We start from the raw sequence: 24,106 nt of genomic DNA, 5'->3' as shown, positions 1-24,106 counted from the left end.
CGCCATGCTTTCCCATATCGCCCTCGTTTTCTGGCGCGGCATTCTCCAGCGCCGCCTGTTCACGACGCTGAACGTGCTGGGCATGGCACTCGGCATGGCGACGTTCCTGACGCTTGCGCTGATCGTGCGTTACGAATTCACCTTCGATCGCTGGATCCCCGATGCGGGGCATATCTACCGGCTGGATGCCTTCTCCGACGAGGAAACCACAGTTTCCAGCATCCGGCTGATCGACGCACTCCGCGCGGAGCATCCGGACTGGAACGCGACCGCGATCCTGCGCGGCTTCTCCGAAGCAACCGTCCGCATCAATGACAACGCCTGGGACGTTTTCATCGCCCGAACCGATGCCCATCTGTTCGACGTCTTCGCGCTCCCGCTAGCGGAAGGCGATCCGCGCACGGCCCTTGTGCCGGACGGCGTGGTCCTGACACGGACGCAGGCGCGGCGCTTCTTTGGGCAGGATCACGATGTTCTGGGGAAGACACTGGACATCACGCAGAAGGGCCGGACCGAACGGCTACATGTCACCGGCGTCCTGAAGGATCTGCCGCCGAACACCACGCCACAATTCGATCTTCTCGTCCCGACGTCCGCCTCCGAAATGCAGGCCGGATCGTCGTGGGAAATGAGCGCAGCCGAGACCTGGGCGCGGGTTTCACCAGCCGTCGTATCCCGACTGCCCGATCTTCTCAGTGGTATCGTACAGCGTCATGCCGCCAGATTATCCTCGGAAGACGCCAGAGCGTTCAAAATTCGCGCACGCCCCCTCACGACGCTCCATTTCTTCGACGCGACCCTTGGCTGGGGCGGAACAGACAAACGCCTGCCGATCATTCTCGGTATCGTCGGACTGCTCGCACTCGGGGCGGGACTAGTCAATTTCGTCACGCTCTCCACGGCCCTTGCCGCAACCCGCGCGCGGGAAGTCGCGATGCGCAAGGTGCTGGGCGCCACAGTCCTGACACTCGGACTGTCTTTCACGGCGGAGGCCATCGGTCTGGCCCTGATCGCGGCTGTCATCGCGCTCGTCCTGACCGAACTGAGCCTCCCCTGGATCAGCACATTAAGCGGCTGGCCGGTCGGCCTCGATTTCGGTTTCGCCCTGCCCCTGCTGCTGGCTTCCGCCATCATCGGCGGGGCCTGCGCGGGCGCCTATCCGTCCTGGATGCTCTCGCGCTTCCGCCCGGCGGCTGTCCTCGCCTCGGCCCGGATGCCGGGAAGCGGGCGTCTTGGCAGCCGTCTGCGTGAGGGGCTGACCGTCGTGCAGTTCGCCTTCGCCGTGACGCTGACGATCTGCACACTGGTCATCTCGCGCCAGACGCATCTGCTCCAGACGATGGATCGCGGCTTTCACCAGTCCGGCCTCCTGATGAGCTATCTGCCGAACGAACAGGCCGAGCGCCTGCGCCAGCAACGCCTGAGCGATCTTGTCCGCGGCCTTCCCGGCGTCACCGGCGTCACAATTTCTGACGACGCACCCGGCGGCGGCACCGCAGGCATGACATTCGATACGACCCGTCCGGGACGTTCAGCCCCGCCTCCCCTGCTCGCCGTAATCGCGATGCAGCCTTCCACGCTGCCTGTCTGGGGTGCGCATCTCCTCGCCGGTCGTCTGTTCGACACGAGCCACGACTATGACAGCCGCGCAATGCCGGTCGCACCGTTCGACAGCTTTCTGGCCGGGCAGACCTGGACATTCGGCGCCCATAACGTCGTCCTCAACGAGTCCGCCATCCGCGCGCTCGGCTTTGCAGACGCTGCCAGCGCCATCGGAACGCCCATCACGCTGCACAACAAGGACGTCCAGACGATCATCGGCGTCGTCGCGGACATGCGGTTCAAAAACAGCCGCGCCAGTGTCACGCCCGCACTGTATTACGCCGTGTCCGGCCCGATCGGTTACGGCGTACTCTCCGTCCGCTTTGACCACGCCCCCGAAAACGCTGTCCGGACCGCGATCGCCACGGTGTGGAAGCAGGTCTATCCCGAAAGCGCACTGAACCTGCGCAGTGTCGGCAACATCATCGACGACGACACACGGCCCGAACAGCAGCGCGGAACGCTAATGATCGTCGCGTCCTTCGTGACGCTATCGATTTCCTGCATCGGTCTGTACGGCATTGCCGTGTTCAACGTGCGACGCCGCCTGTTCGAGATCGGCGTCCGCAAGGTGCTCGGCGCAACGGCACAACAGGTCACACGCCTTCTGGTGCTGCAATTCCTGCGCCCCGTCCTGATCGCAAACCTCATCGCCTGGCCGGTCGCCTGGTGGGTGATGCGGGGCTGGCTGTCCGGGTTCGACCGGCGCATCAGCCTCTCCCCGCTCTATTTCGCCGTGACCGCGCTGATCGTGCTGACGCTCGCCACGCTCACCACCCTGCTCCAGATCCGCCGCGGCGCCCGAAGCGCGCCCGCCATCGCTCTCAGCTCCCAGTAACACGCCCAGTAAGCCCCCATACACTCCGCTTCTTCCGGACCCGATACGCCCATGACCCACCATAAAGCCCTCCTTCTCGCCCTGCTGGCCTTGGTGCCCGCTCCCGCAGAGGCCCTGACGCTTCAGGAGGCGCTGGCCCTCGCCTATCGCAGCAATCCGACATTGCGGGGAGAACAGGCCAACCAGCGCGCCGTCACCGAAAACTCCGCGCAGGCCCGGTCCGGCTGGCGACCGACCGTTCAGGTCAACATGGACGCCTCCTACCAGCAGGGGCCTTACACCAGCGCCTTCGCACTGGGGTCCTATACGTCCAACTCCGCCGAAGGGTATCTCTCCGCGAAACAGACGCTCTATTCTTTCGGTCACGTCGCCAATCAGGTCCGCGCGGCGGATGCGCGCTCGCGAGCGGAGCAGCACCAGTTGAGGCTGGTTGAAGCACAGGTCTTCACCGGCGTCGTGACGGCCTACATGAACGTCCTGCGCGACCGGAATATTCTCGATGTGCGCCAGGCCGATCTGGACATGCTGACACGTCAGGTACAGCTCACAACATCCCGCTACAATCTTGGCGGCCAACCCTCCGGACAGGTCACACGCACGGATGTCGAACAGGCGGAAACCCGACGTCGTTCGGCGGAAGTCGCCGTCACGCAGGCTCAGGCCACGCTCGCAGCCTCGGTCGCGCAGTTCCGCGCAGTTATCGGAACGGAACCGGACACACTGACGATGCCGGACGGCCTGCCCGGCCTGCCCGAGACACTGGATCAGGCGCTGAGAACCGCACTGGCGCTCAATCCGCAGCTGATACAGATGCAGGAAACCAGGAAAGCCACCGCCGCAGATATCGACACGGCGCGCTCGCAATGGGGCCCCCAGATTCAGGTGCAGGGCACGTTCGGCACGATCGGCCCGGCCTCCCCCTTCCACGGCGACCAGTATGGCGAACAGGTCACGGGCCTCGTCCAGCTCGTTCAGCCGATTTACAATGGCGGCCTGTACAACTCCCAGATCCGTCAGGCCCGCAACAGGGACGAACAGGCCCGCGAGAGCGTCGAACTCGCCCGGCGCACCGCGTTGCAGGATGTGGTGACCAACTGGCACGCGGTCGAAAACGGATTGCAGGCCATCCGCGCCGGGACGGCGGAAGTCCGCTCCGGCGAGACCTCCCTCAAGGGTTATCAGATCGAATATGACTACGGACTGCGCAGCACGACTGACGTGCTCTATGCCGATCAGAACCTGCGCTCAGCACAGGTGGAACTCGCCGGCAGCCGCCACGACACCATCGTCGCCGAAGCCACCCTTCTCGCCTCGATGGGCCGTCTGCAGGCTGACGACCTGTTGCCAAACCTTCCGCATTACGACGCCGCAGCGAAGCTCCAGCGCGCCCGTACGCGCGACTGGGAACCCCTTCAGGCTCCGATCTCCGCCATCGACAAGGCCGGATGGTAAGGAAAAACCCGATGTTTGCAGAGACCTTCAGAGCAACCTGGCGCACCCTTACCGCACAGCCGCCCGGCCGGACACGCACGGCCAACTTCGCACTGCCCCTTCTCGCCCCCCAGCGACCGGCGCAGCCCCCATGGCACCAACCACCATGCCAGTGCCGACCGCAGCTCCTGCTCCAAGCTAGGGGCTGCGGAGATCAGCCCGTTGGCGATGCTGCCGCCAAAAATCGACACTCCGACAAAACCCCGCCCTGGTACTTTTTCGTTTGTTTCCTGCGACCTTTTCCGAACACAAAAAAAGCCACCCGTGAGGGGGGCTTTTCTTTAGTTTTTTCAGACGGATATGTATGGTTGCGGGACCACACAACCCAAGAAAACTGCTACTGACGAGCGGATTGATTGATCGCCTTTAAAGTTCCCACAACACATTGATAAATCAATATATTCATCGAAGGGGCTATTCCGATAAATTCCACTGCCACGATCATCATCTCCGACAGGCATTTTACATCTCGGGAAGAACCAGAACATAACTCGTGCTCCTGCCACCCGCCGCCTCCTTATTCAGGGAAACGGAAGGTCTTCTTTGTGTAGGGCGACCAGTTAAACCGGATATTCACATGGATGACCCTCGCGAAGGCTTTCACTATATTCAGGTCATTCAAATAACCCATGAATTTTTCTGGAAGCGTACATTGTCTCATAAAACAGCAAATTAATTCCGTGCATGACCATGTGTTAGGGCGACGGCAAACAGCCCGGAGCCCCGCGGAAGAGAGCAGAACGGGCCTATAGCGGGTCTCTCAGGACTTTGAAGAGCGGATTCAGCCCAGCCAGAGACTTGTAAGCCGCAATCAAGTCCTATGCTGCTTGCCTCAGGAGCCGCTTGATGAAATCATGAGAACACTGGCATCGATTATGATCGTCACAGAACAGCGCGGCCGATCAGGCACGTATATTTTTCGGAATAAGTATATCAGATGCGTATTTTTAAAGGTTTGTTTTTGCTGACACTACAGCTCGCATTTGGGGTTACAGCAGCTGTGGCCTCAGATACGACGATCTTCGTACCGTCGACATCATGTGCGACTTATCTGGACTATGCTAATAGAGACAAAGCATCTCCTAACACGCAGGAAGCGCGAAACAGAGTGATCTCGGCAATGAAAATCATGCAACCGTATATGACGGATTTTGCCTCGCTTCATCTGGGACAAGAGGTCATAGGACAGATTATACGGAGCTTCTTTATCAGGATGGAGCTTGAATGCCACAGTCATTCTGATCAACTTTTATCCCAAGTCATCCCAAAGGTTGGCAATGGTATAGTTGATAACCTGAATGATGCTTTGGCCCATTCAGGAGTTAAGACGCATCTTTCCTATCCATCCTTCTAAGCGGCACGAGCGGCTCATCAGACGTCTTTGATGAGGGCTTATCCCGCCGTCTGCTTTATATTCCTTGAACGGATGGGCCAAAAACGGAAGGTCCGGTACGACGCAACGACTTGAAAGAAGATGTTTTTGTGGATCCAAGGACGGTTTATGATGCCACTGGGTTATGGCGGCATGATACTCGCGAGACGCATGCAATCTCGGTAGATAGGTGATCGATCGGCGGCTCTACATGGGAAAGGTCATACCGTTGAAGCTTCCTCTCATCGCGCAGTAGTATGCCTTGCAGGTCTCGTCGTCATTAAGTCGTAGCCTGTTACCCAGCTTACGGATCGCGAGGAAGCATGGTTTTGGCGGCGGCATCTGTGGAGCCGGCTTGTAAACAAGCAACTCGCCATCCCATTGGACGACACCCGAGATGTCGCATTTATGACCGTTAAAGAGCCATAATGAAATCCGGATATAAGCGTCATGAGGCGAACGAGGAACGGATTTCGGCTACGTCATCACTATAAGTTTGGGCCCCATAGATGTCGTAATTTTTGAAATTAATATTATAGCGCGTGCCGCGAAGGCGCCCAGAAACGCCACAAAAAAGGACATGTCTTGTGTGCATGACGATCTGTCCTCGACGTTGCACCCTGCAACTCCGGTGTTAAAATTAAAAAACAGTCAACACGGTATAATTATTACGAAAACGACCTTCCCCTCTATGCACGCGTTGATGGATGCAGGAAAATATTAAAATTACATGAGGACGCGTATCTGTAACGGCCCCCCAAACCGGTCGTCTCAGGAGCTCGCAATGGTCCCGTTCCTCCATCTACGATTGGCAGTCTCAGAAAAAGCGTTCGGGATCGAGTTTACGGGAAACACCGCAACAGCAGGGGCGGGAAGCCTGATTCGCCGCTGCCTCTCCGAGATTTATTACTCGGTCGCAATTGGCCTCTCGTTTTCGGCGTCGTACACGCGTATGCCGCTCTTAAGCCGACCTTGCCACGACGCCAAAAAGGCGATCGTATCAGCCGAACGGAGATATGCAGCGAGCGCCGCCTCATCCCGCCATCGTTCTACGACGAGGAGTTGGCCGGTCCGGGCGTCCAGCACGGCGGTATGATAGAACAGGCTTCCGTCGCGTCGGCGCGTGGCTTCCGCGAGCGGCCCAAGATCGGCCATGAAGTTTGTCAGATCGGAAGGCACCACAGAAAGCGTACCGGTCACAATCAACATTGCAATCTCCTTGTGCTGGTGCCAACTTCTCCCAGCCACTTCGGCATGGTCTTTGTTGGCATTGAGACGTCAGGTGACGGTCAGGACGATCTTGCCCTGGATGCTGCCCTTCGAGGCACGTTCATGTGCCCGGGCTGCCTCGCTAAGAGGATAGGCGCTATCGAGCACTACACGGATCGTGCCGTCATTGAGCAGTCGACCCGCTTCGGTGAGCTGGCGATTGTTGGAGCGGACCTGCGTCGAGGACACGATGATCCCACGCTTCCGTGCTGCATCGTGACCACTAAAGCCGAGTGGATTGACGAGGAACAGTGCGCCCCCTGGCTTTAGCACGCCGAGCAGGCGCTCCATATTTTCGCCGCCCACGGCATCGATCACCAGGTCGGCGTCGTGGACCACCTGCTCCACCTGCACTTTGGTGTAGTCGATAAAGCGAGCGACACCGAATTCGCGCATCAGCGCCTCGTTCTTGCTTGACGCAACAGCAACGACGATCGCGCCTTGTGACTTGGCCAACTGAACGAGCACGTGCCCCACGCCGCCCCCTGCGCCGTTGACTACCACCGTGCGGCCAGCGAGTGGCACCGGCACGTGGGGCAAGTCCTGAAATGGGTTAGGTGCGTCATGTCCTAACTCAATGAGGAACTGCCAAGCGGTGAGAAGCGACATAGGAGCGCCCGCAGCACAGTCGTGATCAATGCTGGCAGGTTTGTGCGCCAATTCGGTGGCCGCCACCCGGACATACTCGGCGTAGGCATCGCTTCCCTTCATTAAATCCTTGGGGAAACGGATCATGGCGTACACCTCGTTGCCGATCGCGAAATCCGTCACGTCGTCCGCGACCGCCTCGACCACGCCTGATACATCTGTACCGATTATGAGCGGAAACACGGGATTGGGCCGCCACTCAGGCGGAAGCGCACGATAGCCGTCACGCAGATATAAGTCTGGTGGATTAACGCCCGCCGCGTGAACCCTGACCAGCACTTCGCCCGATCCGATCTTGGGTCGGGGCGCGTCTTCGTAGCGGAGTACGTTGGGTCCTCCGAATTCATGTAGCCGCACCGCCTTCATGGTCTCGCTCAATATAACCTCCTGCAGTTGTCTCACTGAATTGAGGGTAAGCATGGCGATACTGCTTGATAATGGGGTCTGACGGCGCTTCAATCATGCCATGAAGGAACAAATCGCATTTCAACGTCTGACGGGCTTGATCGCGTTCGCGCGAGCGGGATCCCTTGGCAGCTACTCAGCCGCCGCACATGCATTGTCGATATCTCCGTCGGCGATCAGCAAAAGTATCCAGCGACTTGAGAAACAGTTAGGCATTCCGCTTTTCACACGGACCACCCGATCACTGACGCTGACGACCGAAGGGCGCGAACTGCATGGGCGGGCGGTGAAGCTGCTGCTCGATGCCGAGGAGATCGAGCAGACGGCGAGAGCGGTCCAGTCGGAGCCGTCAGGAACGTTGCGGATCGCTGCCTCGCTCCCGATTGGTGTGCACGTGATCGCACCGGAACTCCCGGCCTTTCGGAAGCGGCATCCCAAGGTGTCGATCGATCTCAGGCTTACCGATCGAATCATCGACGTGGTGGATGAAGGCGTCGATATTGCGGTTCGCATCGGTGAACTCACAGACTCACGCCTGCTGTCGCGTAAGCTGTCCTCGCTCCTGTTCTGCTGCTTTGCTTCGCCCGCGTACCTGGCCGAACGCGGCACACCCATGCATCCCGACGATCTCGCTGATCACGACACTGTGACGTTACGTTATCAAAGTAGCGGCCAACCTCTGAGCTGGCAGTTCAAGATCGCCGACCGCGTGACTGAGCTTGATCCCCCCTCTACGATGACTGCCGACGTTAGCGAGGCGCTGGTCGCGATGCTTGCTGCCGGGGCGGGAATCGGCATGTGTGCCACCTTCGTTACCGCCCCCTACGTCGCGCGCGGCGAACTTGTACCCGTGCTTGAGGCGTTCGCGGTCGAGCGTAGCAGCATCACGGCGCTATGGCCTGAAAGCCGCCGGTCTAACCCGGCCGTCCGCGCCGCGCTGGAAATGCTTCGACAGGCGTTTAATCAAGTCGCCGAATGACCAGCTGCGTGCATTTTTTTGCAGCGCCACGAAGTAGTCCCATGTTTTGAGGCACCATCCTCAGAAGATCAGGTCTGAACTTCAAATGGGTATGAAGGCGGCCAGTTCTTCCGGTGTGCCCTTTGGAAAGGTTTGACGCAAAAAATCTAAAAACGACGATACGCGAACGCTGAGCAATCGTCGCGACGGATAGAGCGTCCATAGCGCCGTCGGCGGGAGATCGACATCGCCCCAGGAGACAAGTCTCTTGGCTGCCAAATCGCGGCAGACCAGGGAATAGGGAAGCGCCGCGGCACCGACGCCGGTCATTACCGCATCTCGGACCATCATAGTCGAGGAAAGCCGAAGGACCGGGTCGAAGGCGATGTGAGATTGCGCGCCACCGCTCCCCACCGTCCATCTCTTCTCGTCACCCGAACCACGCAGAACAGCGCGAACACTCTGACCATCCGCGGGGCGGTCAAGTTGGGGGGGCGCCACTACAACAAGCCGGTCGCGTAGGAAGACGCGGCCAATCAGGCCAGCGTCGACCTTGGGATTGACCCGGATCACGAGATCATAGCCCTCTTCGATCATATCGACCTCTCGATCATCAGTCGTCACTTCCAATTGGACCTCCGGGTATTTCAAGGCGAACTCCGCCGCAAGTTTGCCCATCGCTATTTGCGAGAACAGAAGTGGGGCGCTGATGCGCAGGCGACCCCGTGGCGTCTCACTGCCCGACGCGATCATCTTCGCCGTGTCATCAAGCTCACTGAGCAGGGCATGCGCGCGCTCGAACAGCCTGCGCCCCTCATCAGTGAGCTTGATCATGCGGCCACCGCGTTCAAACAGGCGCAGGTTCAAGGCCTCTTCCAGTTCCGTAACGCGACGGGACAGCGTGGCCTTGGGGCGACCAGCGGCGCGGGAGGCGCGGCCGAACCCACTGTGTTTGGCAACAAGAGTGAAGTCAGCGAGCGCCAGAAGATCCATGTGTTCCCCCTATGAGACAGACCGCTCAAATATACTGACTATCGGCGCAGATGTGGATCGCTGATCTTGGTCTCAGCCAGAAGGCTTAACCAGGAGAGCAAATCAATGACCATTCTTGTCACCGGTGCCACCGGCCGCGTCGGCCGCAACGTCGTCGAGCAACTCACCAAGCGCGGCGCCAGCGTTCGCGTTCTGACTCGAGATCCAGCCAAGGCCAATGTCAATGGAAATGTCGAGGTGGTGAAGGGCGACCTCCTTGATCTCGATGCGCTGCGCAGCGCCTTCAGTGGGGTGCGCACGCTGTTCTTATTGAACGCGGTGACAGGCGATGAATTCACTCAGGCGCTTATCACGCTGAACGTTGCCCGTGAATCTGGAGTGGAGAGGATCGTCTACCTGTCAGTGTTCGATGCCGACCGCGCCGTCAACGTCCCGCACTTCGCGGTGAAGTACGGCGCCGAGCGGATGCTCGAAGCCATGGGGTTCAACGCTACGATCCTGCGTCCGACCTACTTCATCGACAACGAGGTCATGATCAGGGACGTGATCATGAACCATGGCATCTACCCGATGCCGATCGGCGCAAAGGGTGTCGCCATGGTGGACGCGCGCGACATCGCAGAAATCGCTGCGATCGAACTGATACGTCGCGACAAGGCGCCGGATAAATTACCGATCGAGACCATCAACATCACCGGTCCCGATACACTGACGGGCGCTGACCTTGCCGCGATCTGGACTGAAGTGCTTGGTCGTCCAATCGCCTATGGCGGCGACGATCCGAGCGGGTTTGAGACGAACATGGGAACGCTCATGCCGAAATGGATGGCCTATGAGATGCGCCTGATGGCCGAGCGTTATGTCAGCGACGGCATGATTCCCGGGGCGGCCGACGTCGAACGTCTGACGAAGATGTTGGATCGCCCGCTGCGCACATACCGCGATTACGTGGTGGCACTCGCAGACTGATCCTGATGAGGTAACGAGGTTTCATCTGTCCAGCGGCGGCGCCCTATTGCGCCCCGTTGGAGTCAGACAGGTTAGCGCTGTGTTGTCACGCGCTCAGGTCAGCTAACCGTAAGAGATATTCTTGACTGCGAGGTCTGCCAGGAAGGCGTCTGCCGCCTGTCTGGTTCACATCCCTGACCAGAAAGACGGATCAGGAGACGACGTACCTGCCTCGAGCCAAGCACCACTTGAAAACGGAGGTTATCAATGCAGGCGCGGTTCGATATTCCTTGGCTCCGCATCGTCGGCTAAACTGATTAGATATAATTTTTAGATCGGACGCGAAGGCTCTGAATGGCCCTGTCTCAGATACAAGTTATTCGTTCGATTAGAGAAGCTTTAGGCTGGCTTGAAAAGGAAATTCAATGGGGAGTCAATCCGGCCGAATTGGCGAACTGTACGTCGCGATAAAAACCCGTGGCCAAATGACACCGGAAGTCAATCAGAAGGGCTACGATGTTGTTTCAGCCGAAGGCGAACATATATCCGTCAAAACTGTCACGTCTACCCAACACGTCAGATTTAACAGAAACACTTTCGATGTTGTTCACCGTGTCGTCGTTCTACGATTGAATTTTGATGATGATGACATATCAATCGAGGAGGTCGCTGATATGTCTGCATCTGATTTCCGTCTCTTATGCCGTGAAGGAAAAGGCGTCTATATTTACTCCCCACGTCAACAAAAAGTCTCCGTGCCCATACATGATCAGGGCGTTGTCAGGGAAGCTTCCTATGGAGCTTACAAGGTACTTGAATATGAAAGCGGCACAATCCAAGTGGAAAAAGACGGTATTCCCGTGAGGATCACAAAGCCTGCTTTGCGTGAACTAGCCACATCATTGAGTGTCAGTCTTCTCAATAATACAGGAAATAAGAGAAATACCCGCCAGCTTGGATCTGAAGTGATTTCGGCTATCAAAGCTTTAGAGAAGCCATAAAGTTAACAGCGTTTGAAAGCGCCCGCTGACATAACGGATTGTAACGAATAATGTCCGCCATCCGGTGAGCACTGAATCACGCTGAACGGCTTACACGAGGCGCATCCCGCCTGTCTGCTTCAAATTCCTTGAGTAGACAGGCAGTTTAAGGGGAGTCAGCCTGCGATCAGTCAACAGAGTTAGGATTGCGGCCATAACAGCACATCATCACTACTGATCAACTGCCTACGCGCTTCCTTCGATAAGTGAACGTAACCCGACCGTAGCAACTGCGGCGACCTGCTCCAGACATACGCAGCTGACACCATCGCGCGCAGCCGCCGACATGCCGGCCATCGTCACCGTCACGACGTCGGTCGCGGTCAACGCTACCGCTGATGCACCGCGAGCGATGAAAGCTTGCAGCTTTTCGCGACGGATCTGAGCAATACGCATGGCAATGCGCCTTCCTTCGTCGTTACGATCGGCCCGCAACGCTTCAAGGATCAGACATCCTGCCTGATCACTGCAGGTCGTGTATGTGCGTGCGGCTTCGCCCAGCAGCTCGGCAATACTGTCGACAATCGGACAGTCATCACGAAAGAAAGTCTCCAGCGGCAGAACTTCGGCCACGTACGCTTCTGCAATTCGCTCGAAATAGGCGGCCTTGCTCCCGAACGCAGCGTAGAAGCTGGCCGGCCGGATACCGAGTGCCTCGGTAATGGCGGCAATACCAAGCGCTTCATAGCCGTGCGTGTGAAATAATGCACGCCCGGTGATGAGAGCAGCATTTGGATCGAACCGGCGGGGGCGGCCACGCGCTCCTTTTGCTAATAAATGATCGGTCACTCAAAAAGCCTTGACGTTAGTGCTGAGTGAATTATGTAGCGACCAATCAACAAATTCAAGGAGCTCCTTATGTCGGCTTCGGCAACACGAAAAGTCTTGGTCATCGGCGGTAGTCGTGGAATTGGGGCGGCGATCGTCGCGCGCTTTGCTGCAGAAGGCGACGACGTGTCATTCACCTGGGCTGGATCGCAGACGGCGGCGGAAGCAGTCGCGGCTCGTACTGGCGCACACGCGATCCGCAGCGATGCCTCAGATCGCGATGCGACGATTGCCCTCCTGCGCGAAATAGGGCCGCTTGATGTTCTGGTCTATAATTCTGCTCTTCTGTTGCCAGGCGACCCGCTAACGCTGGAGCCGGATGCAGTGGACCATCTGATCGACGTCAATATTCGCGGCCCTTATTTCGCATCCGTCGAAGCTGCGCGTCTGATGAGTGAGGGCGGGCGGATTATCCTGATAGGTTCTGTGCATGGGGACCGGATGCCGTTCGAGGGTCTTACGGCTTATGGGATGAGCAAATCGGCATTGCAGGGTCTTGCGCGCGGTCTGGCACGAGATTTTGGCGCGCGTGATATCACGGTCAACGTGGTGCAGCCGGGCCCGACGAATACCGACATGAATCCCGATGACGGCCCCCTCGTACAGGTAATGCATGACGAGATGGCGCTCAAACGGCACGGCACAGCAGAAGATGTGGCAAACTTGATAGCTTATCTCGCAGGTCCGCATGCGAGTGGAATCACAGGTGCCATGCATACGATTGACGGTGGGTTCGGCGTATGAGCGAGCAAGTCCTGTATGTGATCTATCGCGGCACGCCAGCCGATCGTTTCGACCGGGCATACTATGTGGAGCACCACCTGCCGCTAGTAAGAAACGCCTTTGCTGCCTATGGGCTTGTGTCGCTCGCAGCATTCTATCCAGCACAGGACGCGCCCGGTACCGTCGCGATCTGCGAATGCCGCTTTATCGACGCAGCCAGTATCGAGGTCGCATTCAGTAGTCCGGAAGTTCCAGTCATCATGGCGGATGTACCCCGCTTTACCGATCTCGAACCGCTGCGCATGCGCGCATTGCCTCTCTGAGGTTTTGACATGAGTTTTGATCACCCATGGTCGAATGCGCCGCTCCGCAGTATTCGCCGAGGCCATTTTTGGATCCCGGGCGAGCGCGTAGCCCGATCTGGTCGAACCTATCAGCATGCACCGATGTATGAGGAGTGGGAGGCGCCCGAACAGGTTTCACATCCTTACCTGATCGTCACCACCGAGGCCGGCGACTTTGCTGCCGCCAAACCGCACACCGCTGCGTTTTTGAATAATGCAAGGGCCTCGGCCGCGTTGATGCACCTGCCGGATCATGGCGGGCACGGCAACAGGCATGGCCTGATTTGCGAGAAAAACTCCGACGCAGTGCTTGTATGGCTTGCGTTGAACACGGAGGCGTCAGCATGAAGATAGCCTTTATCGGCCTCGGTGCGATGGGCCGTGCTATGGCCACCAATCTGGTCCGCAACGGCCATGACGTTTCCGCCTGGACACGCTCAGGCCGCATACTTGCAGGTGTGACCGCGCTGCAAACACCGGACAAGGCCTTCGAGGGCGATGTCGTGCTGACGGTATTGTCGGATGATGCGGCTATTCGCTCCGTAATCGTCGATCCAGATTTGTTGTCAGACGCAGCACCAGGTGTGATCCATGTGATGATGTCCACGATTTCAGTCGCGTTTTCGCGCGAGCTGACCGCACTCCACACCCAAGCCGGGGTGGCGTTCGTGGCAACCCCTGTTCTTGGCAGGCCGGATGTGGCGGCAGACGGCGCGTTGCAGATCCTGGCGGCTGGCGATCCGGCACATTTGGCCAGGCTTGCGCCGTTGTTCGAGGTGTTGGGCAAGCGTATTTGGCAGCTGGGGGATGAACCTTCGGGGGCTCATGCGGCCAAGATTGCCTGCAATATGATGATTACAATGGCGATTGAGGCGATGGCTGAGGCAGTCGTGCTGACAGAGGCTAATGGTGTCGCGCGTGAAGCATTTTTTGATCTGATTCTTAACACGCTGTTCGGCAGTCGATCTTATCAGGTCTATTCGAAGAATATCACGCACCGGGTTTACGAACCCGGCTTCCGCGCTGCTCTAGGCCTCAAGGATCTGAGGCTTGCGACAGAAGCGGGTGCTGCGACCGGTCGTGAACTGCCAATGCTGGCTGCGATCTTCGGACGGATGGGAGAAGCCATTGCGGCTGGGCATGGAGAAAAAGACTGGTCGATCATTGCGGCACAGACATTGGGTGAAGCGGATAGGAATTCCTGAGAGATTATGGGATGCAAAGTCAGGCGCATGAGCGGTAGTAAGCCGGCAGACAGAGTGTGTGTGCCCGGTTTTGGGAAGTCTCTATGGCACTTTACATGTCCGAGAAGGGGCAGAAGCAGACTGTCTGCCACGGCATCAATGCGCGGATAGACAGATTGGGGGGGCAAGCGGAGTGTCCGCTCCTCATCGGAAACACTGCGAAGCGGACATAACGGTCACTTCCAGCGCAGATTACTTCGGTAATGATAATGAGGTCGTTGCCTCTTTGTAAATTCGACTTCCTCACATGTATTTGCGTTGGTAATATCGGCGTAACGGGCTGCTTCACAAGCCGCGAACAGGGTTTTGGCGATCCATTTTCAGCCCTGCCCCAAAGCCTGGACGCAGTTCTTGCCGGTGATTTCGATGCTCGCTTCGAACGAGGGCAGCCCGCGTTTTTCCGCGGCCTGTCATCTTCCGGCTGACGCCAATACGCCGCCAGGTAGGCATTGCCGGACGATTTTTCCGTCGGCCCCTATCATCAGACGGGTGTTGTTTGATGATCAGGGTGCTTGCAGGTTACGTCGAAGAGGACAGGCTTTCAGCGAGCGCTGCCCAACCGTCCTGGACCGGGGAAAGAACCGCTGCAAAGGTCGCGTCATCAAGAGGAGCATTTTCTCGGATGATAGCGTCTGAAAGGGTAATCGCGGGCATCGGAGAGACGGGTCTCATTTTAAGTCCGTCCGCCACCTGATGCAGTTGCGCCGCGCACTTCCCGCCGCCATGACCGCCATAGGTAACGATCATCAAGGGTTTTCCTTTCCACTCGAGATAGCAATGGTCGATTGCGTTCTTTAAAGCGGCGGGATACCCCCAGTTATATTGGGGTGTCACGAAGACGACCCATCCGCTTGTGCCACCTTCGCGCTCCAGGCTTTTGAATGGGGTTGCTTGTAAAGCCCAAGTGCCGGAATGCCGGGCTCGTCGTCCATCGGAAGCGACCATTCCGCGAGATCGGTCTTTTCCTGTCCGACCCCGGAAACCCATTGCGCGATGGTGGGACAATGACGTCCGGCCCGCACACTGCCCATAATCACCAGAACCCGTTTCGTCATTTTTGTGGCTAAGCCTTCCGATGTGTCCGCGCGGTTGCCGTCCATCCTATTTCAAACCGCTCTCCTGCCGCACGCGTTCCAGCAGCACGACGAAATCGCGATCGGCATCTCCGGCGCTGACGGCGCTGAGCAGGCGATCGCGGACGACCGAGGCATAAGGCAGCGGAACGCCATAATCGCCGCCGGCATCCATGAACATCTTGACGTCCTTCAGACCGAGCGTCACCGGCGCGCCGGGATAGTCGTAATCGTGCTCGACCATCAGCTTGCCGTAGTTCCTATGGACCGGAGCATTGTAGAAGCTGCCCGTCATAACCTCGAAGATCATGCGGGGGTCGGTTCCGGCTTTCTCATTGAGCGCGAACACCTCCGCCATCTGCTCGATGGTCGAATAGATCATGAAATTCAGCGACAGCTTGGCGAGATTGGCCTGTATGGGGTCATCGCCCATCCTGAAGATATGCGGTCCAAAGCACTTGAGCACTGGTTCCAGGCGGTCCAGCCCGTCACGGGCTCCCGCCGCCATGACGAACAATTCCCCCGCTTCAGCCGCAGGTGGGCGCCCGAGAACATTGGCGCTGACATAAGTCTGGCCACGCTCCGCATGACCGTCGCGCAGACGGCGCGCCTGGGCGAGGGAGACCGTGCTACAGCAAACGTGAATGGCCTTCGACGACAATCCGGACGCGATCCCGCCCTTGCCGAACGTTGTTTCCTGGGTGGTCGCATCGTCGAACATCATGGAAAAGACGACATCGACTTCCCACGCGACGGCGGCGGGCGTTTCCACCAGGGCCGCTCCCATAGCCACGAGATCGTCTGCTTTGGCTGCTGTTCGATTATAGACAACGAGATGGTGTCCCGCGTCGAGCAGGCGTCTCGCCATAGGATGGCCCATGGCGCCAAGCCCGATAAATCCGATTTTCATGATGATGTCTCTTTGCTGTGGTTGCGCGAGATCCTCAGGGGCCCCGTGTCGCTTCATGCGAGATTTTAAAAAGGCGGGGCTTGGCGTGCTTCATCACGTAAGCCACATTTCGACTCATGCGCGCCAGATCATCCCTAATTCCGTCCTGTATGGACGGTCCAGATGCGGGCCTTCCCTGGCTGTTGGGAGGGCACATGCAGCAGAAAACCCGCCGGACGGCGGACCTTCATGCCCATTCTCGTGGTCAGATCTTCGGGATCGGGCATGGGGTGATGGGTATGCGGACGGACGAGGCATACTGGCTGATTGGCCCCGGCCAGGCTTTGTGGTTGCCACCTTATCTGTGCCATACAGCCCGTTCGCACGGCGCCGTGCGCGGATGGAGCCTGTTCATCGATCAGGCACGCTCCACGATGTTATCCGCCCAGCCGTTTCTCGTGCGGGGTACGCCCCTCCTGATCGCGCAAGCCGAACGGCTATCGCATTGTGCGTCGGATCAATCCTGGAGCGATAGTCTCGCCCGTCTGGCCGAGAGTTTCTGGGATGAATTTTTATCCTTGCCCCGCGCATCGGTTTCCCTGCCGTTTCCGACGGATGGCCGCTTGCGTCGTGTGGCGGATGCGCTGAGCGAAAACCCGGCCGATGCGCGCGAGCAGCAGGACTGGGCGATCGAGGCTTCCATGTCAGTGCGTTCCTTCGTCCGGCATTTCGGGGCTGAGACGGGAATGCCGTTTACGGCCTGGCGTCAGCGGCTGCGTATCCTCAATGCCCAGGAAAGGCTGGCACGCGGGGAAGCGGTTACAAGCGTCGCACTTGACGTCGGTTACGAAAGTCCGGGTGCCTTCGCGGCAATATTTCGGAAGATCACGGGGCATAGTCCCGCAGCCTATATGAAAATGTGCAGGTCGAGTGACAAAGGTTCGTAGAGTTTATTTGCCCATCTCAGATCAGATCTTGGATAACCCACTGGTTACGGCACAATGCCAATGGTGAGAAAGCGGCTTATGTCTGCTCTTGGTAAATCATTCATACGTATTGCATGACTTATATGAAGGCGTATCCTGACTGTCTACTAAGCAATCGGTCATTGCCAGGCGCGGGATTTGCGCGTCAAGCCTGTGGTGGCTCACCCAGATGTTCTCGCATCCATTGAGCCTCCTCGGTTGGGGTGCGATGAAAATGGCGCTTGAAGTCCCGACTGAACTGGGCGGGACTGGCATAGCCGACTTCGGCGGCAATAACGGCAAGTGTCCCCTGACGTCGTGCGATCATCAGCCTTGCTTCGTGTAGCCGCAGCGCCTTGAGATATTGGATCGGAGTGTTCCCGGTGAGGCGCTTAAAGCCGACGTGATATGACGGAACGCTCATGCCGGCTGTCACAGCGAGTTCCGAAACCGATAGGCCTTCCTTGTAACGTTCGCGGATCAGCGCGAGGCTCTGTACGATCCTGTCTGTCGTGTCATTACGATACAAAGCTGCCATCAGCGATCCGCCCTGAGGCCCGACCAAGATGCGATAATGCAATTCACGCAATAGTCCCGGACCGAGAATAGCGAGTTCCTGTGGGTGATGGAGAGCATGAAGCAGGCGTTGGAGTACATCCGCCATGGCGGGTGCCATTCGACTTGAAATCAGACTTCGCGCCGGAATTTTTTCGTCATGACCAGCTTGTTCCTTCAGTGTCGTCGCTATTTCAGCAGCAAGGTGCAGGTCAAAATCGAAGTATATGGCGAGCAGAGGCTGAGCAGGACTGGCCTGCGAAGCCATCCGGAAAGGCACACGGATCGAAACGGCAAGATAATGCTCGGCATCATATCGGTAGATCTCGCCATTGAGGAAACCCTGCTTGGACCCCTGCAGGACGAAAACCGCACCTGGGCGATAAAGGACCGGCACATCTTCGAGGACAGTCTCGGAACGCAGGATACGGACACTCGGCAAAGACGTAGCGTTGTAGCCAGATCGCGGTGCGAGTCCTGCGGCCAATGCGAGGAGTGACGGGATATCTAGTTGATGATTCATAGGATCGGGCAAGGATATTAGAGAAATCGCAGTATATCGCAGGATAATACGATATTATTGGTCAAGGCATGAACGAAATCCAGTCGAGCAGAGCCATGCCACAGAAAACTTTCTTTATCACGGCCGCCAACTCGGGATTTGGGTTGGCCATTGCCCAGACCGCCCTTGAGGCCGGTCATCGGGTGATTGGTACGGTCCGGTCGCAAGCCGCAAGAGCGTCCTTACTGGAGCGACTGCCGGATGTTCGCGCGGTCCTGTGTGACGTCACCGAGTTCGACCTTATCCCCGCCATCGTCGCGCAGGCAGAAGAAGACCATGGTCCAGTCGACGTACTCATCAACAATGCCGGATATGGGCACGAAGGGGTTCTGGAGGAATCTTCCCTTGAGGAAATGCGTCACCAGTTCGACGTCAATGTCTTCGGAGCTGTTGCGATTGCCAAAGCCTTCCTGCCGCGTTTTCGCGAACGCCGCAGCGGGTTTATTGTGAACGTGACATCAATGGGTGGTCTGATCACCATGCCGGGTATCTCGTATTACTGTGGCAGCAAATTTGCTTTGCAGGGCATTTCGGACGTCATGCGTGCAGAGATGGCGCCTTTCGGGGTTCACGTCACCGCGCTATGCCCTGGATCCTTCCGAACAGACTGGGCCGGTCGCTCGATGGTTAGGACCGAGCGATCGATCAAGGACTACGACGATCTGTTCGATCCGATCCGGGCCGCTCGCCACGAGAAGGACGGCAAACAATTGGGCAACCCGGCAAAGCTTGCTGCGACAGTGCTTCATCTCGTTGCGTCGGACACGCCTCCACCTCAACTCCTTTTGGGAAGCGATGCTCTGCGCCTGGTTCGTGACCGTCTCTCTCGCATGGAAAGAGAAATTGAGGATTGGGAGGAATTAACTCGATCAACAGACGGGTAATTTTTTTCGCACACGGTGGCAGCTGTCAGAAGCTGAATTTTCCGAGCCAAATGTCCGCAAAGAGGGCGGAACCAGCAGGTCCGCTTACGCCCTTTTCTCGGCCGTCGAAGCGTCGGAACGCGTTTCTAAATAGCGGACGCAGTTCACCGCTTGTAGAAAATGGCTATGCCAACTCCGGAGCGGTCCATAATATGATAAAGTTCGTTGTTTGGCGTAGCAGCCTTACAAAGCTGCCCTAGCCTGTTTTCGCGTAGTCCCAACTAACAAGTCTACAAAAAAAGAAATCTGGAAAGCATATGGAAAATAGCGTGCTGTTTGATCCCACTGAATTTCGGATCCTCTATCATACTTTGTAGCATTTCTGGGTCAGAAAGGATCGCCATTTTCTTGACGTGCATCTTTGCCCGCGCCCCAATAGCCCGTTTGGCATAAATTTAATTCGTGCTTTGGGAAGATGTGAAAAGATTCTGCCAAGCAGCGGCATTAGACTTTTGAACGAGTTATTAGGTATCCCTGCTTCGCAGGACAAAGATATAAACAAAAAAACAGAAAGCTTCGAGCAGGTTATCCAGAAGCTTTCGGAGATAACAGCCATCAGCACGGTCCTAAACATGGACTGGCCTCCAGGCTCTTCGTTTATCATTGAACCAGAAGGTAGTAATGGGAAGAGACTAGATCTATTAGTTAAGACGCCAGAAAAAATCTATCTATTCGAAGTAAAATGCCCATACGTTCTTCTAGAAAGAAGCAAGCGATCGGCTGTGGAAATCGTGGTCAGAAACAAAAATCTCGACGAAATCAAATCGTCGTTTGACAAAAGTATAACTCTCCCGAGAGATAACAGCATTCGTAGCTTTCTAGAAAGCGCAAGCGAGAAATTTATTGGATTCAATCAAGAAAAGATACATGCTGAAATTCTAATTTTATTCTGGTACGAGGATATGTATAGGGCCATATCTCTTCTTTTCGACACAGAATGTGGGATTTTTACTGAAAATACTTGGGTGAAAGACGAATCTGGGGCTGTAAACTGGTTTCCACAAATCAATGGCATCATGCTGTTAAATAGATATGATGCACTTTCTTTCGGAACAGGAAATCCTCCCTTTAGCCATACTCCTGATCCATTTGTGCTATCGACATCAGGCGCTTTAAGAAATGTTTGGCTTCCAAACGGTTTAGATTTTATGCCCGATGAAAGAATGTTAGAAGCTTTCGGTGCGGCTGAACGAGAATACTTTGAAGAACACGAAAAATATCAATGTGTCTTCATGGTCACAAGAATGGATCAAAGCGGGACCCAGTAAGAAATATGCGAATTTTCAAAATTAGAGTTATGAATGTATATTATACATTCATAATGATATAATTTTCTAATATTATATGATACATGCTAAAATACAAGTAAATAATCTTATCATGCCCCACTTCTATATTTGTTCACGATCCGCTCAAAAATGAATACGGAATCGTTTGTGTCTGCTCTCGCACGATTTGACCTAGGAGCAGACATTCCACTTCCCCCCGATAGTGTTGAAAAACTCATGGTGAAGAGTGAGGGTGTTGCCAAACCACTTCGATATGCATGCGGCTTTCTTGCCTCAGGTGGATAAGGCAGGCGCTCCGGGAGGTATCAGTTTCGCCATTTTGCGGAGATTTTGGGCAGCTGCGGCGAGATGAAACTCATCACGGGCGCCGTTTGGTCCTCTGAGCCTCAACCGATCGATCTTCAAAATGCGCTTGAGGTGAGCAAACAGCATTTCGACCTTCTTTCGTTCTCGTCTGGAGACAATATAGGCGTCGGTTAAGGCAATGTCGCGGGCCATATCACGAGTACCTTCATGAACAGAGCGCAGAACCTTACGATTGGGCTGATTGGGGCAGCATTTTTGTTTGAGAGTGCATACGTCGCACGCCAGTTTCGACGAACGGTATCGAAGGAGGTTGTCGGGAGGGGTGTTTGGTCGATCCGAGTTGATCTTGCGCCACTGCTGCTTCAGTTCCTGTCCACCAGGACAGACGTAAAGATCGTGCACGCGGTCATATGTGAAATCTCGGCGTTCGAAAGTCCCGTCCTGCCGGGCAGATTTGTCGAAGACCGGAATGTGAGGTTCTATGCCACGCTCATGAACCAGCCAAGCAAGATTTTCGGCGGATCCATAAGCTGTATCCGCAGCAAGCCTTTCGGGCCATATTCCAAATTTTTCCTGCGTACGCTCTATCATTCGGCGTTGCGCCGTAACCTCGGCCTGCCGGATGGCTGTCGTGGTTTCTACATCCATGATGACAGCCGATTTAAGGTCGATGAGGTAATTTGTGCAGTAGGCATAATAAGCAAGGCCACCGCTTGCAGCGTTCCAACGTGCCGCAGGATCGACCGGAGAGATATATTTTGGTTGCACGGGCGTAGCAGACCCAAATGCAGCATTGTCCAGCACCGAGAAATACTCCTGCACAGCACGATGGGCTACCTCGATTGGCAACTTATCCGGGCTCGGAACACTGCGCTGCCGGTTAGCGTCGGCCTTGATTGTGCTGGCATCGACTGCAAAGCCTTCACCGCCCACCAGCCCCTCGGCGATGCATTGCCGGACGGCCATTTCGAACATTTGGCGAAGCAGATCACTGTCCCTGAAGCGTCCGTGCCGGTTTTTCGAGAATGTCGAATGATCAGGTACAGGGCCGTTGAGACCAAGGCCACAGAACCACCGGTAGGCCAAGTTAAGATGGACCTCTTCACATAGCCGTCGCTCGGATCGAATACCCATCACGTAGCCAACGATTAGCATCCTGATGATCAGCTCTGGATCGATCGAAGGCCGCCCCGTGCCGCTGTAAAATGGACGAAGATGCTCACGCAGGCCGTCCAGATCAACAAAGCGATCAATTGAACGCAAAAGGTGGCCAGATGGCACATGATCTTCAAGACGGAACTCGTAGAACAGTGCCTCCTGTATTTTCGTTCGATCACCCATCATTGGCAGGTTCCTCCTGCGAAGAGTGAATCAGTGCTTCACTCTCAAAGCAAGCGAGACTTTTTCAACACTATCCCCCATAGCTGACAAGCTTCTCCTCTCCAGATCCCCTCAAAGCCTGGAGAGGAGAATATTCCCCCGACTGCGGGAACAGCGTTCATACCCACAGCGCCGCAGCATCGGAAAAACGTCCTGGGCCCACCGGCCATGCTCGGTATCTTCCATGATGAGATGATCGGGCCACAACGTCGCAGGCGCCTCGCGAAAAAACGGCAGCAGCGCCCGGTCTTCATAGCCTTCGATGTCGATTTTCAGAACATGCACGACTGTGACATCACAGGCCTGCAGAATGTTCAGAAGCGGACGGATCCGCACCGCGGCACCGCGTTCCGTACCGATCCGACCACCGCCGAAATCCCCGTTCACCTGCACGAGCTGAGCAGAGCCGTCCTGATCGCCCACGGCCACACGCAAGAGATCGGCCCGCATCCCGTTCAGCCTCATATTGGTCGTCAGACGCTCGAACAGCACCGGGTTCGGCTCAACGGCGATCACGCGGGCTTCCCGCTGGGCAGCAAAGAGGAAGAAAAACCCCATATTCGCGCCGACAGCCACAAACGTCCTGCCTTTCGGCAGATGACGCCGCAGCCATTTCAGTTCACGATGATTGTAGCACGCGCCACAAACCGCCGATTTTACTTCCGTCTGGTTGTCCTGCGGATAGAACCGCACCTTCAACCCGAACAGGGTCGCATCAACAGGGCTGGACGATCGTTGACAGTTACAGCGACCGGGTAATTTCGGGAGCGTCCTTGATCCGTCCTGGTATCCAGGACCTCATCGCAGATGCCAATGCGGGTCGCTTTCAGATCCTACTGACAGAAGCCATGGATCACCTGTCCCGCGATCAGGAAGATATCGCCGGTCTGTTCAAGCGGATGAGTTTTGCTGGCGTGAAAATCGTCACGCTTTCAGAGGGTGAGATCAATCATCTCCATATCGGCCTGACCGATACGATGAATGCGCTGTATCTCAGGGAACTGGCCAACAAAACCCGCCGGGGGCTACGTGGCCGCGTCGAACAGGGTAAATCCGGTGGTGGCCTGTGCTACGGCTATGACGTTGTCAAACAGCGCGACACCCATGGCGAGGCGATCTGCGGAGAGCGCGCCATTAACGACGAGCAGGCCCAGATCGTCCGCCGGATCTTTCGGGACTATGCCGACGGAAAATCCCCCAAATCCGTTGCCCTGTCTCTCAATGCCGAAGGATACCGCGGTCCCCTGTCAGGGGCCTGGAGTCCGTCAACGATCAATGGCAGCCGGGAACGCGGTACAGGCATCCTCAACAACGAACTCTATATCGGACGACTGATCTGGAACCGCTTGCGCTACATTAAGGACCCGAGCACCAAGAAACGCGTCTCCCGCCTCAACCATGAATAGGAATGGGTTCTTCAGGACGTGCCTGACCTCCGGATTATCGAGCAGGATCTCTGGG

Annotated in this window: 22 protein-coding genes and 2 pseudogenes; 14 read left to right on the top strand and 10 right to left on the bottom strand. The window is 56.6% G+C overall.

Annotated features, from left to right (window positions below; translation table 11 throughout):
• Positions 1–4 precede the first annotated feature (4 nt).
• Positions 5–2,440, top strand: coding sequence for an ABC transporter permease (locus ABDK74_RS10495; RefSeq protein ID WP_346003753.1), 2,436 nt, complete (start codon positions 5–7; stop codon positions 2,438–2,440).
• A gap of 51 nt (positions 2,441–2,491) precedes the next feature.
• On the top strand, positions 2,492–3,892 hold the full coding sequence (locus ABDK74_RS10490) for a TolC family outer membrane protein (RefSeq protein WP_346003752.1): 1,401 nt from the start codon (positions 2,492–2,494) through the stop codon (positions 3,890–3,892).
• On the opposite strand, the gene ABDK74_RS10485 is transcribed toward ABDK74_RS10490, so the two are convergent.
• A complete protein-coding gene (locus ABDK74_RS10485) occupies positions 3,853–4,122 on the bottom strand; it encodes a hypothetical protein (protein ID WP_346003751.1) in 270 nt (89 codons plus the stop codon). The two genes, ABDK74_RS10490 and ABDK74_RS10485, sit on opposite strands and share 40 nt — an antisense overlap.
• 746 nt (positions 4,123–4,868) lie before the next feature.
• On the opposite strand from ABDK74_RS10485, the gene ABDK74_RS10480 reads away from it, so the two are divergent.
• Positions 4,869–5,285, top strand: a complete 417-nt coding sequence (locus ABDK74_RS10480; protein WP_346003750.1) for a hypothetical protein — start codon at positions 4,869–4,871, stop codon at positions 5,283–5,285.
• A gap of 924 nt (positions 5,286–6,209) precedes the next feature.
• Here ABDK74_RS10480 and ABDK74_RS10475 read toward each other — a convergent pair.
• Positions 6,210–6,512, bottom strand: coding sequence for an antibiotic biosynthesis monooxygenase (locus tag ABDK74_RS10475; RefSeq protein WP_346003749.1), 303 nt, complete (start codon positions 6,510–6,512; stop codon positions 6,210–6,212).
• 69 nt (positions 6,513–6,581) lie between these two features.
• The gene (locus ABDK74_RS10470; RefSeq protein ID WP_346003748.1) at positions 6,582–7,598 is read right to left on the bottom strand and encodes an NADP-dependent oxidoreductase; all 1,017 of its coding nucleotides are present in this window, start codon (positions 7,596–7,598) and stop codon (positions 6,582–6,584) included.
• An 88-nt stretch (positions 7,599–7,686) separates the two neighbouring features.
• Between ABDK74_RS10470 and ABDK74_RS10465 the strand changes: the two genes are divergently transcribed.
• On the top strand, positions 7,687–8,604 hold the full coding sequence (locus tag ABDK74_RS10465) for a LysR substrate-binding domain-containing protein (protein ID WP_346003747.1): 918 nt from the start codon (positions 7,687–7,689) through the stop codon (positions 8,602–8,604).
• Between the two features lie 81 nt (positions 8,605–8,685).
• On the opposite strand, the gene ABDK74_RS10460 is transcribed toward ABDK74_RS10465, so the two are convergent.
• Positions 8,686–9,576, bottom strand: a complete 891-nt coding sequence (locus ABDK74_RS10460) for a LysR substrate-binding domain-containing protein (protein ID WP_346003746.1) — start codon at positions 9,574–9,576, stop codon at positions 8,686–8,688.
• Positions 9,577–9,681: 105 nt separating this feature from the next.
• On the opposite strand from ABDK74_RS10460, the gene ABDK74_RS10455 reads away from it, so the two are divergent.
• Both ABDK74_RS10455 and ABDK74_RS10450 read left to right on the top strand, forming a co-directional pair.
• Positions 9,682–10,545: an NmrA/HSCARG family protein gene (locus ABDK74_RS10455; RefSeq protein WP_346003745.1), complete on the top strand. Its 864-nt coding sequence runs from the start codon at positions 9,682–9,684 to the stop codon at positions 10,543–10,545.
• Between the two features lie 404 nt (positions 10,546–10,949).
• On the top strand, positions 10,950–11,525 hold the full coding sequence (locus ABDK74_RS10450; RefSeq protein ID WP_346003744.1) for a DUF6998 domain-containing protein: 576 nt from the start codon (positions 10,950–10,952) through the stop codon (positions 11,523–11,525).
• A 225-nt stretch (positions 11,526–11,750) separates the two neighbouring features.
• Here the strand turns inward: ABDK74_RS10450 and ABDK74_RS10445 are convergent, their stop codons facing one another.
• On the bottom strand, positions 11,751–12,353 hold the full coding sequence (locus ABDK74_RS10445) for a TetR/AcrR family transcriptional regulator (RefSeq protein WP_346003743.1): 603 nt from the start codon (positions 12,351–12,353) through the stop codon (positions 11,751–11,753).
• 69 nt (positions 12,354–12,422) lie between these two features.
• Here ABDK74_RS10445 and bdcA point away from each other — a divergent pair, with 69 nt between their 5' ends.
• Genes bdcA through ABDK74_RS10425 form a run of 4 tightly spaced genes read left to right on the top strand, consistent with a single transcriptional unit; the run spans position 12,423 to position 14,664 of the window.
• The gene (bdcA, locus tag ABDK74_RS10440) at positions 12,423–13,136 is read left to right on the top strand and encodes an SDR family oxidoreductase (RefSeq protein ID WP_346003742.1); all 714 of its coding nucleotides are present in this window, start codon (positions 12,423–12,425) and stop codon (positions 13,134–13,136) included.
• The gene (locus tag ABDK74_RS10435; RefSeq protein ID WP_346003741.1) at positions 13,133–13,438 is read left to right on the top strand and encodes an EthD family reductase; all 306 of its coding nucleotides are present in this window, start codon (positions 13,133–13,135) and stop codon (positions 13,436–13,438) included. Before bdcA ends, ABDK74_RS10435 begins: the two co-directional genes overlap by 4 nt.
• A 9-nt stretch (positions 13,439–13,447) precedes the next feature.
• Entirely contained in the window at positions 13,448–13,807 is a 360-nt protein-coding gene (locus ABDK74_RS10430) for a hypothetical protein (protein ID WP_346003740.1), read from the top strand.
• Positions 13,804–14,664, top strand: coding sequence for an NAD(P)-dependent oxidoreductase (locus tag ABDK74_RS10425; protein WP_346003739.1), 861 nt, complete (start codon positions 13,804–13,806; stop codon positions 14,662–14,664). Before ABDK74_RS10430 ends, ABDK74_RS10425 begins: the two co-directional genes overlap by 4 nt.
• 558 nt (positions 14,665–15,222) lie before the next feature.
• Here ABDK74_RS10425 and ABDK74_RS10420 read toward each other — a convergent pair.
• Positions 15,223–15,734 (bottom strand): annotated as a pseudogene (locus ABDK74_RS10420) (NADPH-dependent FMN reductase).
• A 70-nt stretch (positions 15,735–15,804) separates the two neighbouring features.
• Positions 15,805–16,686, bottom strand: a complete 882-nt coding sequence (locus ABDK74_RS10415) for an NAD(P)-dependent oxidoreductase (RefSeq protein ID WP_346003738.1) — start codon at positions 16,684–16,686, stop codon at positions 15,805–15,807.
• A 194-nt stretch (positions 16,687–16,880) separates the two neighbouring features.
• On the opposite strand from ABDK74_RS10415, the gene ABDK74_RS10410 reads away from it, so the two are divergent.
• Positions 16,881–17,612 (top strand): helix-turn-helix transcriptional regulator, encoded by a 732-nt coding sequence (locus ABDK74_RS10410; protein ID WP_346003737.1) that lies wholly within the window; start codon positions 16,881–16,883, stop codon positions 17,610–17,612.
• A gap of 184 nt (positions 17,613–17,796) precedes the next feature.
• On the opposite strand, the gene ABDK74_RS10405 is transcribed toward ABDK74_RS10410, so the two are convergent.
• Entirely contained in the window at positions 17,797–18,708 is a 912-nt protein-coding gene (locus ABDK74_RS10405; protein ID WP_346003736.1) for an AraC family transcriptional regulator, read from the bottom strand.
• A gap of 68 nt (positions 18,709–18,776) precedes the next feature.
• Between ABDK74_RS10405 and ABDK74_RS10400 the strand changes: the two genes are divergently transcribed.
• Both ABDK74_RS10400 and ABDK74_RS10395 read left to right on the top strand, forming a co-directional pair.
• Positions 18,777–19,631: an oxidoreductase gene (locus ABDK74_RS10400; protein WP_346003735.1), complete on the top strand. Its 855-nt coding sequence runs from the start codon at positions 18,777–18,779 to the stop codon at positions 19,629–19,631.
• A gap of 392 nt (positions 19,632–20,023) precedes the next feature.
• A complete protein-coding gene (locus ABDK74_RS10395; RefSeq protein ID WP_346003734.1) occupies positions 20,024–20,938 on the top strand; it encodes a hypothetical protein in 915 nt (304 codons plus the stop codon).
• Between the two features lie 294 nt (positions 20,939–21,232).
• On the opposite strand, the gene ABDK74_RS10390 is transcribed toward ABDK74_RS10395, so the two are convergent.
• Positions 21,233–22,609, bottom strand: a complete 1,377-nt coding sequence (locus ABDK74_RS10390) for an IS1182 family transposase (protein WP_346003733.1) — start codon at positions 22,607–22,609, stop codon at positions 21,233–21,235.
• A gap of 108 nt (positions 22,610–22,717) precedes the next feature.
• Positions 22,718–23,377: pseudogene (locus ABDK74_RS10385) on the bottom strand (FkbM family methyltransferase); the annotation flags it as partial.
• Positions 23,378–23,418: 41 nt separating this feature from the next.
• Between ABDK74_RS10385 and ABDK74_RS10380 the strand changes: the two are divergent.
• Entirely contained in the window at positions 23,419–24,051 is a 633-nt protein-coding gene (locus ABDK74_RS10380) for a recombinase family protein (RefSeq protein WP_346003732.1), read from the top strand.
• Positions 24,052–24,106: the final 55 nt, after the last annotated feature.

The sequence above is a fragment of the Gluconobacter sp. OJB genome (genome assembly GCF_039638275.1).
Taxonomy (GTDB): Bacteria; Pseudomonadota; Alphaproteobacteria; order Acetobacterales; family Acetobacteraceae; genus Gluconobacter; species Gluconobacter cerevisiae.
This window is presented reverse-complemented; position numbering and strand designations above follow the sequence as displayed.